Raw genomic sequence first — 13,026 nt, 5'->3', positions numbered from 1 at the left:
GCGATTTCACAAGTGAGCCCCTCCAACGAGTGCACCTCACGCGGAAGATGGACCGAGCCCGTCGCTCGGCGGACCAGCCGGTCTGGACAAGCGGGACGCCTACCTCTACCGGGACGAGACGCGGGTGGCCTTCACACTCCAACTCGTCGGCAAGGACCTGGACTTTATCCTGGCCCTCGCCGAGCGGGTCGGTGCGCCGATGCGGCAGGCCGAGACGAACCGTGCGCTGGTGCGCGACGCGGGCCAAGCAGGCCACGCCGAACGGGACTTGAGCGCGATGGCGGGTCGAGTGGGCAGGGTCCGAGGTGGTGCCTCCAGTCTCCGGGCCCCGCCCACTCATCTGGTTCCGGAGACCGCCGTTGGGACGCCCTCCGCCAACTGCCTCAGCGCATAAGCCCGTTCGCCGCCCCCCGCACAAACACCTCGAACGCCCCGGGGCTCACCGTGAAGGCAGGACCCTCGGGCTGCTTGGAGTCGCGGACGGCGACGGCCTGGGGGAGGTCGGCGACCTCGACGCAGTCGCCGCCTGTGTCGCCGCTGTAGCTGGACTTACGCCACTGGACGCGGGCCCGAATCGGAGTCGGCGTCGGAGTCTGGGCGGTGCTCATAGCGCTCCTTCATCACTCGGGCGATGAGTTCCATCGAGTCCGCCGGGGACAGCGCGGAGGCTCGTAGGAGATCGTAACGAAGTGAACGGGCCCTGACCTCCTTCGGGTTGATGGTGGCCCAGCCGTCCTCGTACCCCTCCATGTACGCCACGCTCGCCTGGTCGTCGAAGGAGTAGATGTTGAACGACCCCATCAGCCCGGTGTGTGCTCCGGCCGAGTACGGCAGGATCTGGATCTGCACCTCGTCCACGTCCGCGTACTCCAACAGGCGCGCCAGTTGTCCCCGCATGGTCGTGGGCCCGCCGATCTCCTGGTAGAGCACCCCCTCGCCGAACACCGCCCAGAACACCGGCGGTTCCTCGCGGCGCAGGATCTCCTGGCGGGCGATGCGGGCCTCCACGCTCGTGTCGAGATCGCGCGTGCTCATCACGCCGAGCACGGCCCCCGCGTACGCCGGGGTCTGGAGCAGGCCGTGCACCAACTGCGCCTGGAACACGTGGATTCCCTTCGCGGTCGCCTCCATCCGCGCCACCCGCTGGAACCAGCCCGGCAGTCGGCTGCGCTGCGCCAGGATCCAGGCCCGCACCAGTGCGCCCTTGCCGTCCACGGCCGTGTCGAGGCGGGGCACGTGCTCGTCCTTGGGGACTCTCGCGGCCGTCTCGATCTGGCCGATCATCGAACCGGTGAGGAACACTCTCTTGCCGACCTGCTCCAGCGTCAGTCCGGCTTCCTCTCTCAGGCGGCGCAGCTCCGCGCCGAAGTAGTGGAGCGGAGAGGCCCCGGGGTCGAGGGACTTGATGTTGGCCATGGCAGCTCCTTTGCTGTCGCCAACGGTCGCATCGTCCGTGACGGAGTGGAAAGTTGTGTTCACTCCATGGCGGAGCGTAATCGCCGCAGTCCAGCCTTGTCCCATGAACGACGAATCGAACCGGCAGGTGGGCGGGCGGCTGGACGGACAGTCGGTGAACGGCGGGAACGACGTAAACGGCGGCAATGACGTAAACGGCATGAGCGGCGTGGAGTGCATGGACGGTCCGGCCGGTGGCCACTACCGGATCGTCCTCACGGTGGGCGACCACAGCCCCCGCCATGTGCGCCGCACCGTCCGGGCGCTGTTTCGCGCATGGGAGTTGCCCGGCGTCGCCGACACCGCCGAACTGGTCGTCACCGAACTCCTGTCGAACGTGTACCGCCACGTACCGGACCGCCGCTGCGTCACCGTGCTGGCGCGGACGGACGACGGCGACGGCGTGTGGCTGGCTGTACGCGACCGCGCGGCCGGGCCGTTACCGAGGGTGCGGTGTGCCGTTCCGACGGACGAGTCGGGGCGGGGGCTCGCGCTGGTCGAGGCGGTCGCCGACAAGTGGGGTGTGGAGTCGGCACCGGGTGGGGGCAAGACCGTCTGGTGCGAACTGCGTTGTCTCTGAACGTATCTGAGGGGTGGCCATGTTCCGGGAACGTTGGGCGGGGCGGCTCCGGGAATTCCCATGTGGGACGGGTCATATCCGCGTTCGACTTGTGAACTCCCTGTCGCACGGCTTAGAACTGTCCCTCGCTTGACTGTCGAGTAAGCCGATCAGCAGGTCGATCATGGGGGAGAGGCGCGAGCGCCGTGGCCGAGAAGCCGTCCAAGGAGCCGTCCGAGGAGCCCGAGTCGTCCATACCGGACGACGTATGGGAGCGGTTTGTGCAGGACAGCGAGCGGGACATCCGATTGTCCGGGGCGCCCAAGGAGCCGTCCGCGCGCGCCCGCATGGTGACTGAGCGGCTGAGGCAGGAGGAGGCGCGGGGTGCTCAGCCGGAGGGCTGGCGGACAGGCCCCGCGTGGCGGGAGATGGACGGGCGCGCGTCCCGTCGGCGCCGGCTGTGGGCGATCCTCGGCGTGCCCGTCGCGATCGCCGTGGCGCTGGTGGCGGTCAAGCCCTCGCTGTTGCCGGGCGACCCCTTCGGCACGTCGTCCGGTACGCCGTCAGGGGGTGCGTCCGCCGCCGCGCTGCCCGCCGAGACCGCGCCTCCGACCGCCGTTCCCTCCAGCGCCGCGCCCGACACGCCCACCCTCGACAGGCCGTTCGCCGGATCGCCCGCCGAGCGCTGGGCCGACGGTGCCGCCGCCATCGTCGTACCGAAGGCGACGCCGGTCGGTACGTTCACGAGCGCGCAGGTGGCCGCGGCCCTGAAGCAGGCGAAGACCCTGCTCGTCGGCGCGAACCTGAACCCGGGGACCCTGCGGGGCGAGCGCCCCGAGAGCGTGCTCGCGCTCCTCGACCCGAAGCAGCCCCGCATGCTGGACGACGTGAACAGCTGGCTGCGCGCGCCGGGGAAGAAGCACGATCCGCTGTTGCTCTTCAGCCGGTTCGACCCGGCCGAGGTGCGGCCGGCCGGGGATGTGGTCAAGGTCCGGGGCCGGACGACGTTCAAGGCGGGCGCACACGCGTCCGTCGCCATCCACATGGACTACACCTTCGTCTACCCCCTGATCCAGGCGGACCAGGCATCGAAGGCGTCGGGGGCGACGGAGACGTCCGGGGCGTCGACCGAAGTGGCCCGCACCATCGTGCGCCGCGTCCTCGACCTCGAACTCCTCGACCCGCGGAAGTACCAGGCCACTCCCGGCAAGCTGTCGATCACCCGGTACGACCAGGACCTCGGCAACACCTCCTGCGACGTCTACGACGGTTTCCTGCACCCCCAGTTCGTCTCGGCCGCCCCCACCGGCGCGCCTCCGACGGGGCCCACGACCGACCCGTACGACCGAAGCCGGGACATCCGGCACTCCGGCACGGAGACGTGCGGCACGGTGTCCCGCACCTGACGGGATCCGACGGGCGTGCGAAGGGCCCCGCGGGACGGAGACCGCGGGGCCCTTCTTCGCCAGCACCGACGTCAGGGCAGCGCCGGTGCTTGGGGAGCGGCGCCGGGGGGTGCGCCGCGGGTCTCGGTACGAACATGGGGGTACGGGACTGGGACCGTGGAGCGGAGCGGATCCCAGAGCCTGGGGGTGTGCTCGGGCCGTCGAACAGATTTCGTCGATCAGATTCCGTCGGACGGCCCCGGGCGTCCCCGGAGCCGACCGTTCTCTTGAGTGACCGGGCTGCTGTCCCCTGCCGTCCGGTCACACCCCTGGGACGAGGTCCCACGACGTACGGCACGATCCGTACGTCTCATCGCCCCAGTGGAGCCACGCGTGGTTCTTTCGGGCCCGCCCCTGGCTGGCACGGACACCGGGACCAACGAAGTCCGCGGCGCCCCGGTCACGCGCCGTACGGGTGAGAGGGCATGCGTACGTGCGTACGTCGCGTACGGGGTCAGACGCGGCCGCGGCACAGCTCCAGCAGCGTCATGGCGAGCGAGGTGCCGGGCTTGCCGAGCGCGTCCCTGAAGTGGGCGAGGATCTCCATCTCGCGCGAGAGGTTCACCCGGCGGCCACCGGACTCGATCCGGGCCTCCTGGATCACCTTCGACACGGCCATCCGTTCCTGGACGAGGCCGATGATCCGGTCGTCGAGGGCGTCGATGCGTTCGCGGGCGCCGGTGATCACGTCTGCGGCCTCGTCGGTACGGGCGCCGGTCTTGTCGAGTACGTCGGCCATGGTGGGCTCCTCTTGGGATGAGGTGCCCCGGATCGGCAGGACCCGGAAACGACAGAAGCCCCGGGCCTTGTCGGCCCGGGGCGCCTGGGAAGTCGCTTGTCAGTTGCTCAAGCAGCACGACCATGGCAGCCGGTGGGCCGGTTGCCATAGGTAAACAGGAAGGTCGCCTGCGTGAGCATGCAAGCAGTATGCCCACAGGGCCGTGCCACGTCCAAGCGGGTTCGGATACTGAGACTCGGACCCAAGTGCGGGCGGACGGGGCTTCGCCCCGCATTCCCCGCGCCCCTTGAGGGCGCTGGCGTGCGTCTTTCAGCCTGTCCGGCGTTTGAGGACGAGACCGTTCAGGCCGATCGGGGGTTTGGGGGCGGAGCCCCCGAGTCGGGAGGGGTCGGGTAGGGGTGGCGGGGGCGGAGAACCCGGTGCAGGCATGCTCGCGTGGACCCCCGGTAGACTCGATACCCCACACCCCCTGCTCACCGCCGGAAGGCAAACCGTGCCAGAAGCGTCCCCCGCCGCCCCCGACACCGTCCTGGTCGTCGACTTCGGTGCGCAGTACGCCCAGCTCATCGCCCGCCGCGTCCGCGAGGCCCGGGTCTACAGCGAGATCGTGCCGAGCACCATGCCGGTCCAGGAGATGCTCGCCAAGAACCCGGCGGCGATCATCCTCTCCGGAGGCCCCTCGTCGGTGTACGCCGAGGGCGCCCCCCGCCTCGACCGAGCGATCTTCGAGTCCGGCGTCCCCGTCTTCGGCATGTGCTACGGCTTCCAGCTGATGGCGACGACCCTCGGCGGCACGGTCGACAACACCGGCGCCCGCGAGTACGGCCGTACGCCCCTGCACGTCTCCAAGTCCGGATCGACCCTCTTCGAAGGCACCCCGGACGAGCAGTCGGTGTGGATGTCGCACGGCGACGCGTGCAGCGCCGCCCCCGAGGGCTTCACGGTCACGGCGTCCACGGACGTCGTCCCGGTCGCGGCCTTCGAGAACGACGAGAAGAAGCTGTACGGCGTCCAGCACCACCCCGAGGTCATGCACTCCACGCACGGCCAGCAGGTGCTCGAGCACTTCCTGTACCGCGGCGCGGGCCTCACGCCGAACTGGACGACCGGCAACGTCATCGACGAGCAGGTCGCCCTCATCCGCGAGCAGGTCGGCGACAAGCGCGCCATCTGCGGCCTCTCCGGCGGTGTGGACTCCGCCGTCGCCGCCGCTCTCGTACAGAAGGCCATCGGCTCCCAACTGACCTGCGTGTACGTCGACCACGGCCTGATGCGCAAGGGCGAGACCGAGCAGGTCGAGAAGGACTTCGTGGCCGCGACCGGCGTGCAGCTGAAGGTCGTGGACGCGCAGGAGCGGTTCCTCACCGCGCTCAAGGGTGTCTCGGACCCCGAGGAGAAGCGGAAGATCATCGGCCGGGAGTTCATCCGGGTCTTCGAGCAGGCCCAGGCGGAGATCATCGCCGAGGCCGCGGAGGGCGAGGACGTCGCGTTCCTCGTCCAGGGCACGCTCTACCCGGACGTGGTCGAGTCCGGTGGCGGCACCGGCACGGCCAACATCAAGTCCCACCACAACGTGGGCGGCCTCCCCGAGGACCTCGAGTTCGAGCTCGTCGAGCCGCTGCGCAAGCTGTTCAAGGACGAGGTCCGGATGGTCGGGCAGGAGCTCGGTCTCCCCGACGAGATCGTCCAGCGCCAGCCCTTCCCGGGCCCGGGCCTCGGCATCCGGATCGTCGGCGAGGTCACCAAGGAGCGCCTGGACCTGCTCCGCGAGGCCGACGCCATCGCCCGCGAGGAGCTCACGGCGGCCGGCCTGGACCGTGACATCTGGCAGTGCCCGGTGGTCCTGCTCGCGGACGTCCGCAGCGTGGGTGTCCAGGGCGACGGCCGCACGTACGGTCACCCGATCGTGCTGCGCCCCGTCTCCTCCGAGGACGCGATGACCGCCGACTGGTCGCGCCTCCCGTACGAGGTCCTCGCCAAGATCTCGACCCGCATCACCAACGAGGTCGCGGACGTCAACCGAGTCGTCCTCGACGTCACGAGCAAGCCCCCGGGCACGATCGAGTGGGAGTAGTCCCACCCCTCAGGTCCGCCTGAGAGTCCGCACCGGCTCTCCGGGCGTCCAGACCTGGACGACGAGATACGTGTCGTCCTCGACGTAGGTCCATGCGACCTCCGTCAGCTCGGTGCGGAAGAGGTGGAACGGCTCCGGCGGTTCCACCTCTTTCACGTACGCGGCCTTGACCGCCCCGTCGTCGACCTCGACGGCCCGTCCACTGATCCGGACGTCCCCGCCCCCCATCGCCGTGCCCGGACCCGGGTTCGCCTGGAGCGCGAAGCGCGGGTCGCGGCGCAGGTCGAGCGCCTTGAGCGAGTCCGGCATCATGCCGAGCCACAGTTCGCCGCGCAGGAAACGCACCTCCAGCCCGGTGGTCCGGGGCGAACCGTCCTTGCGGAGGGTCGCGAGGACGTGGTGCGTGAAGGCCCCGAAACGCTCTTCGACCGAGCGGGCGAGTGAGGGTTCGGCGGCGGCGAAGGTGCCCCAGCGGGCGGGGTTCGCATGTTCGGCAGGGCTCTTGGTAGCGCTCATACGGTGAGTGTGGCGCCAATACCCGACACCTTCTGTCGGGTATTGGTGGGTGATTGGCGGGTGAACGACGGGCGTTCGACGGGCGCCCTCGAACGGTGGCCCCGGCAGTCTCGTAACGGTTGCGCACTCTCTTCACCGAACGGCTCTGTTCTCCTGCGCCTACCAGAGGTAACTTCCGCTCCGTATCGAACACGCCAGTGCTGGAGGACCTATGCAAGGGCCCACTCCGCCCCTGCCCCTGCCCACCGACCAGCTGCGGTTCGCCATGCCGCCGATGCACGAGTCGTTGGACGACGAGCGACGCCACCGCAAAGAGCGGCTGGCCGGAGCGCTGCGGATCTTCGGGCGGCTCGGCTTCGAGGACGGGGTCTCCGGGCACATCACCGCGCGCGACCCGGAGTACAGCGACTGCTTCTGGGTGAACCCCTTCGGGATGCCCTTCAAGCACGTCACCGTGAGCGACCTGGTCATGGCCAACCAGGACGGGCAGGTGATCGAGGGCCGCTACCACGTGAACCAGGCGGCGTTCACCGTGCACGCCCAGGTCCACGCCGCCCGCCCCGATGTCGTCGCCGTCGCGCACTGCCACTCCGTGTACGGCCGCGCCCTGTCCGCCCTCGGTGACCTGCTCGACCCGATCAGCCAGGAGAGCTGCGCCTTCTACGAGGACATCGCGCTGTACGACTCGTACACCGGTGTCGCCGTGGACACCGAGGAGGGTCGCCGCATCGCCTCCGCGCTCGGCACCCGCAAGGCACTGGTGCTGCGCAACCACGGGCTGCTGACCGTGGGCGACTCGGTGGACGCGGCGGCCTGGTGGTTCCTGTCGATGGAACGCTCCAGCCAGGTCCAGCTGACCGCACGGGCCGCGGGCCGCCCCGTCCTCATCGACCACAAGCAGGCGGTCGCGACCCGGGAGCAGCTCGGCGGCGACCTGGTGGCGTGGATCAACTACCAGCCGCTGTGGCAGGACATCAGCCGCAGCGAGCCGGACCTTCTCAGCTGAATCCCGGAACGCCTCGGCCCGGACAGGCCCTAGAAACCCCGCAGTACCGCCGCCTTGGTCGCCGCGAACTCCTCGTCCGTGAGGACGCCGTCGCGGTGCAGCTCGCCCAGCTCCCGCAGCCGGCGCAGCAGTACGTCGTGGTGGTCGGCCTGCGGCGGTACGGGCGCCGGCACCGGTCCCGCCGCGGAGGCGGTGAGTTGCGGGGGCCGGTCGACGTGCTCGCCCGCCCGGAGGGACGGATGCGGCAGCCGGGCGGTCACCGCGGCGGCGACGAGTGCGGTGAGCAGATCGCGGCGGGCGCTGCCCCACAGGTCGAGGGCGAACGGATCCTTCTCCGGCGGCAGTTTGGAGAACACGGTCTCGCGCGTCACGAACCGCAGAAACCCGTCCTCGTACCCGGAGTTGGGCAGCCACTCCACCTGCACCAGGTCCCCGACGGCGATGATCCGCGGCCCCGTCGCCCGTTTGACCCGGTCCGAGGTGTCCGCCCAGTCGATCCGCACCTGCGCGCCGTCGAAGGAGACCGTGCCGTCGCTGGACCGGACGGACACGGGCACGGGCGGCCCCGCGAGGAGGAAGGCCTTCGCCGGTTCCTTGGGGATCTGGTCCAGGAGCAGGGCGTGCCGGATCTCCTCGGCGACGTACTCGGCGACCCCGGTACGGTCGATGTCGACCGTCAGCCGGTACGGGTCCGCCGCGTCGGGGAGCCGCCCGCCGGTCGCCTGGAGCAGCGGATCGGCGCCCTCACGGAGCCTGAGGCGCAGTCTGCCGCGCTTGCGTTCGGGCTCGTAGACGATGCCTGAAACCGCCTCCAGGGGAACCGTGATCTCTCCGTACGTCTGCCGGAACAGCGGCACGGAGCGGTGGAGTCCCGGCGTGATCCTGACCGTGCTGCCGTCGAAGGCCCAGGTCCCGTCGCGCTGGATGATCTCGGCCATGGGGAAATTCTCGCAGCCGGGTCAACACGGGGTCCGGTGCTTCACCCGCGCTGACCGGACCTGCCCGACGCGAGCGCTGTTGCGTGCGGCACAATGCCCTGTCATCGCAAGGCAGTTGTAGCTTGCGAGGCAGCTCTCGGCGCGGGGAAGGCGGCAGCGGGCGTGGCGGTGCAGGAGGCGAGACACGGCGCGGAGCGCGGTGGCGGGCTCGGTGCGGGACAGGGGGCGGCGCACACGGGCGGCTGCGCCTGCGGGGACTGTCCGCACGGGGCGCGCGAGGGGCACCGGCGCGCCGTCGCCGCGTTCCTGGCCAAGCGCGACGAACTGGCGTCCGGACAGGGGCTGCCCGCCGCCGTCGCGCACTCGGCGTCCGCGTCCCGGCAGTGGGTCTCCGACGAACTCACCCAGTCCGCCGACCTGGTCGCCGAGCGCGGGCGTGTCGACGGCGAGGCATGGCTGGGACGGCTGTGGCGACGTACGGCGTACGCGGTGTGGGGCGCCGTCCTGACGCTGCTCCTCGTCCAGGCCCTCACGGCGATCGGCGCGGGCTGGACGGCGGCGCGCACGGCAGGCCTGCTCGCCGCCCTCGTGGTGGCCGGCGGGCTGACGGGCGCGGGCTATCTGCACCGGGCGCGGGGCGGGGCCCTCGCCCCGGTCATCGGCGAGGACAACCGCCTCTCCACCTCGCGGGCCATGGCCGCCGGCTGGGTCCTGTTCGTCGTCTACGCCGTGCTCGTCCTGGTGGGCCAGCTGGCGGCGGCCTCCGCCCACGGCAAACGCGACGACCTGATCGCCGGCCTCGAACTCGCCCGCGGCGCCGGTGTGGTGACCGTTGTCGCCGTCGTCTGCGCGATCGCGGTCCTGGTACGCCGGATCGTGGGCCTGCGGGTCCTCGGGCAACGCCTGCAGAAGGTACGCGCTGACCGGCCGCGCGCCGCCGACCTCCTCACGGACGACTCGGGCCGGGGCAGCTTCGCCGACATCCAGTACGTCGCCGTCGGCGCCGTCGCCCTGGTCTTCGCGGCGGTACGGCTGGCCCGGCGTCCGGAGCAACTCCCCGACCTCCCCTGGGGTCTCGCGCTCCTGGTCCTCGTCTCGGCGGCCACCTACCTCGCCGGGAAGTACGCCGAGGGCGGCCGCCCCGTCATCCTCTCCGTCGTCCGCTCCCGTGAGGCCGGCGACCTCGACGCGCCGATCCGCACGGGCGACGACATCGAGATCCGGGGCGCCGGATTCGTCCCGCCCGGCGCCCAGAGCGCGGACCGTCTGTCCCGCATGGTCGTCCGCATCGGCGCGGTGCATGTCCATGTCCCCCTGGTGCCGGTCCCCGGTGGCTTCAGCAACCCCACGGACGCGGTCCTGACCGTCCCGGTGCCGGTGGACGTGGAACCGGGCCGGGTGGAGGTCCAGGTGGTGACGGCGGCCGGGGTGGAAACAAACCGCTGCCTGATCGAGGTAACGGACTGAGCCCCGTAGCTACGGGTGGGTGGTCGCGGGTGGTTGAGGGAGCACACCGGAGTCGTTCGGCTGCGGGGGGTGGGGGCTGGTCGCGCAGTTCCCCGCGCCCCCAAAAGCCTTGAGCCGCCCGGCGTTCGAAGGCGCGCCCCCCACGTTCCGACCCCCGCCCTCCACTCGCCCCGGCCCGCACCGTCCAGCCCCGTCCGACGCTTGAGGACTAGGATGAGGAAGAGGGCCGATGCCCCATCAACCCTGGCCCGCACCTTCCAGCCCGTCCGGCGTTCAAGGACGAGGCCGGTCAGGCCGATCGGGGGTCTGGGGGTGTAGCCCCCAGATACGGATGGGACGGGTAGGGGCGGCGGGGGCGAAAAATGTGGCCCCGAGCGTTGAGCTGGAACCCACTCTCGTACGTATGGTTTGTTGAGGGGTCAACGGCACGCGGGCGAGAGGCGGCGGAGAGCGATGACTCACGGTATGCGGTCGGACACCCAAACCCCCCATCTCGACGGCGGCGGACGAAACTGGCGGGACACCGCCACCCGTTACGCCTTGTTGCCCCTACGGGTCTTCCTGGGCGTCACCTTCATCTACGCCGGCATCGACAAACTCACGGACAGCGCCTTCCTTTCAGCCTCGGGCTCCGGCTCGGTCGGCGACCTGATGCGCAACGTGCGCGACTCATCCGCGATCCCGGCCCTCGTCGACCTCGCCCTGAAGAGCCCCGTGGGCTTCGGCTACGCCATCGCCTTCGGCGAACTGGCCGTCGGCATCGGCACTCTGATCGGCCTACTGGCCCGCCTCGCGGCGCTCGGCGGCGCGCTCATCTCGCTCAGCCTGTGGCTGACGGTGAGCTGGGCCTCCGACCCGTACTACTACGGCAACGACCTTGCCTACCTGATGGCCTGGCTGCCCCTGGTCCTCGCGGGCGCATCGGTCTTCTCCGTCGACGCGGCCTTGCGCGCGAGGCGCGGGCAGCGGTCCGGAGACCTCAGCTACTAGGCATCGCAGGTCAGGTCAGGTCAGCGCATCACACGTCGGTAGGTGCGGGGCGTAGGTCGCCCCGCACCTACCAACGGTCCGTTTATGCCCGGTTACCCAAACACTCCCGCTACCCGGACACCCCGGCCCCCCGCCGCCTCAACCGTCGCCGACGTATGCCATGGGTCAGGAACGCCACCGCGCCCGCGAGGCAGAGCCCACCCGTGACGACGGGGATGATCGCGAACCACGGTGTGTCCCACCAACCGCCCGCGTCGCCCGCGTAGGTGAGGCCCGCGGCGGTGAGGAAGAGACCGGCGACCAGCTTTCCCGGCTGGAACTCATGACGTGGCACGGATCACCTCCGCCTGTCCCACGCCGACCTGGAGGTTCAGGTCGAGCGTGCCGCCGTCCTTGCCGCCGGTCGGAGCCGGCAGGGTCACCTGCTTGTGCTTGCCCGGTTCCACGTCCACGTCCTTCTTGCCGTCGCCCGGCAACTGGATGTCCCCGACGCCCACGTCGATGTTCAGCTTCAAGGTCGCGTCCTTGGGGACGATCACCTTCAGCCGGCCCGCGCCCACCTCAGCGGTCGTCGTCACCGTCTGCCCCTTGGCGAGGCCGATGTGGGTGAGGTCGAGGGTGCCCACACCTGTGCCGAGGTCGAATCTCTGTGGTACGGCGGCAGCGTTCTGGGGAGTCCAATCGACCCGCATCCAGTGGGTGCTGATGTCCTTCGGCATGGCCACGGAGCCGGCTAGCAGCGCCGCCGTGATCACTGCGAGGAAGACCGACCCCGCGCCCGTACGCCCCACGAACGCGCTGAGTGCGATGCCCAGACCGAAAACGACGAGCGCGTAGGACAGACCGGTCTGCAGGCTGGTGGCGAGCGGATGGTCGTTCCATGTCAGGCCCGTGCCGAGCCCCCCTGCGACCAGCGCGAGCAGGAAGACCCAGCCGCCGATCCAGCGTGGGCCGCGCGGCTGCGGCTCACGGGCCGCGCGGAGGTCGCGTATGTCCGGCCGGGGCGTGCCGCGGGCGATGGTGAGCGCCGCCGCGACATCCCGGTCCCGGGCGTCCATCGGGCCCCACAGATAGCCCGTGCCGCCCACGTGCGAGCCGTCCTTGACGATCGGGTCGCGCCACCAGGAGGGGTAGGAGACGGGGACGGGCGGGGCCTGGGCCTCCGGCGGGGCGTCCGCCACGGCCTGGGCGGCGAGCGGGTCCGGGTCGGGGGCGCCGCGCTGCTGCGACCAGTACCCCGCGCCCGCGAGCAGCAGGGAGAGGACGACGGCGAACGTCAGCACGCTCGCGTTGTTCAGCATCGACAGGAACACGCCGCAGCCGACCAGGGCGAACAGCACGGCAGCCAGCGCGTGGCCGTCGACGCGACCGGTGAGGAGCTTGCGGACCTCGTTCTCCTCCTCGTCGTCGTACGGAACGAACAGCCAGACGAAGCCATAGAAGATGAGACCGATGCCCCCCGTCGCGGAGAGCACCGCGAGCACGATCCGGAAGATCACCGGGTCCATGTCGCAATGCCGCCCCAGCCCGGCGCACACCCCGCCCAGCAGCTTCTGCCGCCGGTCGCGCCGGAACCTGCGCGGGCCCTCCGGTGCGGGCCGCTCCCCGTGCGTGCGCGGTTCCTCACCTGTCGCGCCTGGCGCTCCCGCACCCTCCGCGGCTCCCGTGGCTCCCGTGGCGGTGCCCGCGGCGGGCGGCGCGGCGTCCCGCGGCCCGGCGCCCGATGACGGGGCGCCCGGGCCGGGGCCGGGATCCGGCTCCGCTGCCGCGTGCTGCTGATCTGTCATGTGTCCATGGTGACGGGCGCGAAGGCCCGACGGCAGTCGGGATGACCCTG

The 13,026-nt window shown here is 70.8% G+C and carries 14 protein-coding genes; 7 read left to right on the top strand and 7 right to left on the bottom strand.

What is annotated here, in order from left to right:
• Positions 1–82: 82 nt before the first annotated feature.
• Positions 83–394, top strand: coding sequence for an NAD-binding protein (locus OG819_RS59075; RefSeq protein ID WP_353963253.1), 312 nt, complete (start codon positions 83–85; stop codon positions 392–394).
• Here OG819_RS59075 and OG819_RS08700 read toward each other — a convergent pair.
• Both OG819_RS08700 and OG819_RS08695 read right to left on the bottom strand, forming a co-directional pair.
• Positions 384–608 (bottom strand): DUF397 domain-containing protein, encoded by a 225-nt coding sequence (locus OG819_RS08700; RefSeq protein ID WP_266648804.1) that lies wholly within the window; start codon positions 606–608, stop codon positions 384–386. The genes OG819_RS59075 and OG819_RS08700 overlap by 11 nt on opposite strands.
• Complete coding sequence (locus OG819_RS08695) at positions 550–1,416, bottom strand: helix-turn-helix transcriptional regulator (RefSeq protein WP_266648802.1); 867 nt, start codon at positions 1,414–1,416, stop codon at positions 550–552. Before OG819_RS08695 ends, OG819_RS08700 begins: the two co-directional genes overlap by 59 nt.
• A gap of 103 nt (positions 1,417–1,519) precedes the next feature.
• Between OG819_RS08695 and OG819_RS08690 the strand changes: the two genes are divergently transcribed.
• Positions 1,520–2,035 carry an ATP-binding protein gene (locus OG819_RS08690; RefSeq protein WP_266648800.1) on the top strand — a complete coding sequence of 172 codons (516 nt, stop codon included), beginning with the start codon at positions 1,520–1,522 and terminating at the stop codon, positions 2,033–2,035.
• A 185-nt stretch (positions 2,036–2,220) separates the two neighbouring features.
• The gene (locus tag OG819_RS08685; protein ID WP_266648798.1) at positions 2,221–3,420 is read left to right on the top strand and encodes a hypothetical protein; all 1,200 of its coding nucleotides are present in this window, start codon (positions 2,221–2,223) and stop codon (positions 3,418–3,420) included.
• A gap of 493 nt (positions 3,421–3,913) precedes the next feature.
• On the opposite strand, the gene OG819_RS08680 is transcribed toward OG819_RS08685, so the two are convergent.
• Positions 3,914–4,231 (bottom strand): chorismate mutase, encoded by a 318-nt coding sequence (locus tag OG819_RS08680; RefSeq protein ID WP_225900882.1) that lies wholly within the window; start codon positions 4,229–4,231, stop codon positions 3,914–3,916.
• 460 nt (positions 4,232–4,691) lie between these two features.
• Here OG819_RS08680 and guaA point away from each other — a divergent pair, with 460 nt between their 5' ends.
• Complete coding sequence (gene guaA / locus OG819_RS08675) at positions 4,692–6,272, top strand: glutamine-hydrolyzing GMP synthase (protein WP_266437015.1); 1,581 nt, start codon at positions 4,692–4,694, stop codon at positions 6,270–6,272.
• 9 nt (positions 6,273–6,281) lie between these two features.
• On the opposite strand, the gene OG819_RS08670 is transcribed toward guaA, so the two are convergent.
• Positions 6,282–6,788 carry a pyridoxamine 5'-phosphate oxidase family protein gene (locus tag OG819_RS08670; protein WP_266648795.1) on the bottom strand — a complete coding sequence of 169 codons (507 nt, stop codon included), beginning with the start codon at positions 6,786–6,788 and terminating at the stop codon, positions 6,282–6,284.
• Between the two features lie 211 nt (positions 6,789–6,999).
• On the opposite strand from OG819_RS08670, the gene OG819_RS08665 reads away from it, so the two are divergent.
• Positions 7,000–7,794 (top strand): class II aldolase/adducin family protein, encoded by a 795-nt coding sequence (locus OG819_RS08665; RefSeq protein ID WP_266627688.1) that lies wholly within the window; start codon positions 7,000–7,002, stop codon positions 7,792–7,794.
• A 29-nt stretch (positions 7,795–7,823) separates the two neighbouring features.
• Here OG819_RS08665 and OG819_RS08660 read toward each other — a convergent pair whose 3' ends face one another.
• Positions 7,824–8,732 carry a DUF4429 domain-containing protein gene (locus tag OG819_RS08660; RefSeq protein ID WP_266648793.1) on the bottom strand — a complete coding sequence of 303 codons (909 nt, stop codon included), beginning with the start codon at positions 8,730–8,732 and terminating at the stop codon, positions 7,824–7,826.
• A 162-nt stretch (positions 8,733–8,894) separates the two neighbouring features.
• Here OG819_RS08660 and OG819_RS08655 point away from each other — a divergent pair, with 162 nt between their 5' ends.
• A complete protein-coding gene (locus OG819_RS08655; RefSeq protein WP_266648792.1) occupies positions 8,895–10,199 on the top strand; it encodes a hypothetical protein in 1,305 nt (434 codons plus the stop codon).
• A 453-nt stretch (positions 10,200–10,652) separates the two neighbouring features.
• Positions 10,653–11,189, top strand: a complete 537-nt coding sequence (locus tag OG819_RS08650) for a DoxX family protein (protein ID WP_266627694.1) — start codon at positions 10,653–10,655, stop codon at positions 11,187–11,189.
• A 109-nt stretch (positions 11,190–11,298) separates the two neighbouring features.
• Here OG819_RS08650 and OG819_RS08645 read toward each other — a convergent pair whose 3' ends face one another.
• Positions 11,299–11,523 (bottom strand): hypothetical protein, encoded by a 225-nt coding sequence (locus tag OG819_RS08645; RefSeq protein WP_266436998.1) that lies wholly within the window; start codon positions 11,521–11,523, stop codon positions 11,299–11,301.
• Positions 11,510–12,976, bottom strand: coding sequence for a PspC domain-containing protein (locus OG819_RS08640; protein WP_266648791.1), 1,467 nt, complete (start codon positions 12,974–12,976; stop codon positions 11,510–11,512). The genes OG819_RS08645 and OG819_RS08640 overlap by 14 nt, the downstream gene beginning before the upstream one ends.
• Positions 12,977–13,026: the final 50 nt, after the last annotated feature.

This window comes from Streptomyces sp. NBC_01549 (genome assembly GCF_026339955.1).
Classification (GTDB): Bacteria; Actinomycetota; Actinomycetes; order Streptomycetales; family Streptomycetaceae; genus Streptomyces.
Note: the sequence above shows the minus strand (reverse complement) of the source record. Positions and strands in the feature narration are given on the sequence as shown.

What these genes read in the sequence shown, in the direction of transcription:
- OG819_RS08650 (WP_266627694.1), top strand. Translation starts at nt 10,653, where the DNA reads ATGACTCACGGTATGCGGTCGGACACCCAAACCCCCCATCTCGACGGC.
- OG819_RS08695 (WP_266648802.1), bottom strand. Translation starts at nt 1,416, where the DNA reads ATGGCCAACATCAAGTCCCTCGACCCCGGGGCCTCTCCGCTCCACTAC.
- OG819_RS08665 (WP_266627688.1), top strand. Translation starts at nt 7,000, where the DNA reads ATGCAAGGGCCCACTCCGCCCCTGCCCCTGCCCACCGACCAGCTGCGG.
- OG819_RS08640 (WP_266648791.1), bottom strand. Translation starts at nt 12,976, where the DNA reads ATGACAGATCAGCAGCACGCGGCAGCGGAGCCGGATCCCGGCCCCGGC.
- OG819_RS08670 (WP_266648795.1), bottom strand. Translation starts at nt 6,788, where the DNA reads ATGAGCGCTACCAAGAGCCCTGCCGAACATGCGAACCCCGCCCGCTGG.
- OG819_RS08660 (WP_266648793.1), bottom strand. Translation starts at nt 8,732, where the DNA reads ATGGCCGAGATCATCCAGCGCGACGGGACCTGGGCCTTCGACGGCAGC.
- OG819_RS08690 (WP_266648800.1), top strand. Translation starts at nt 1,520, where the DNA reads ATGAACGACGAATCGAACCGGCAGGTGGGCGGGCGGCTGGACGGACAG.
- OG819_RS08700 (WP_266648804.1), bottom strand. Translation starts at nt 608, where the DNA reads ATGAGCACCGCCCAGACTCCGACGCCGACTCCGATTCGGGCCCGCGTC.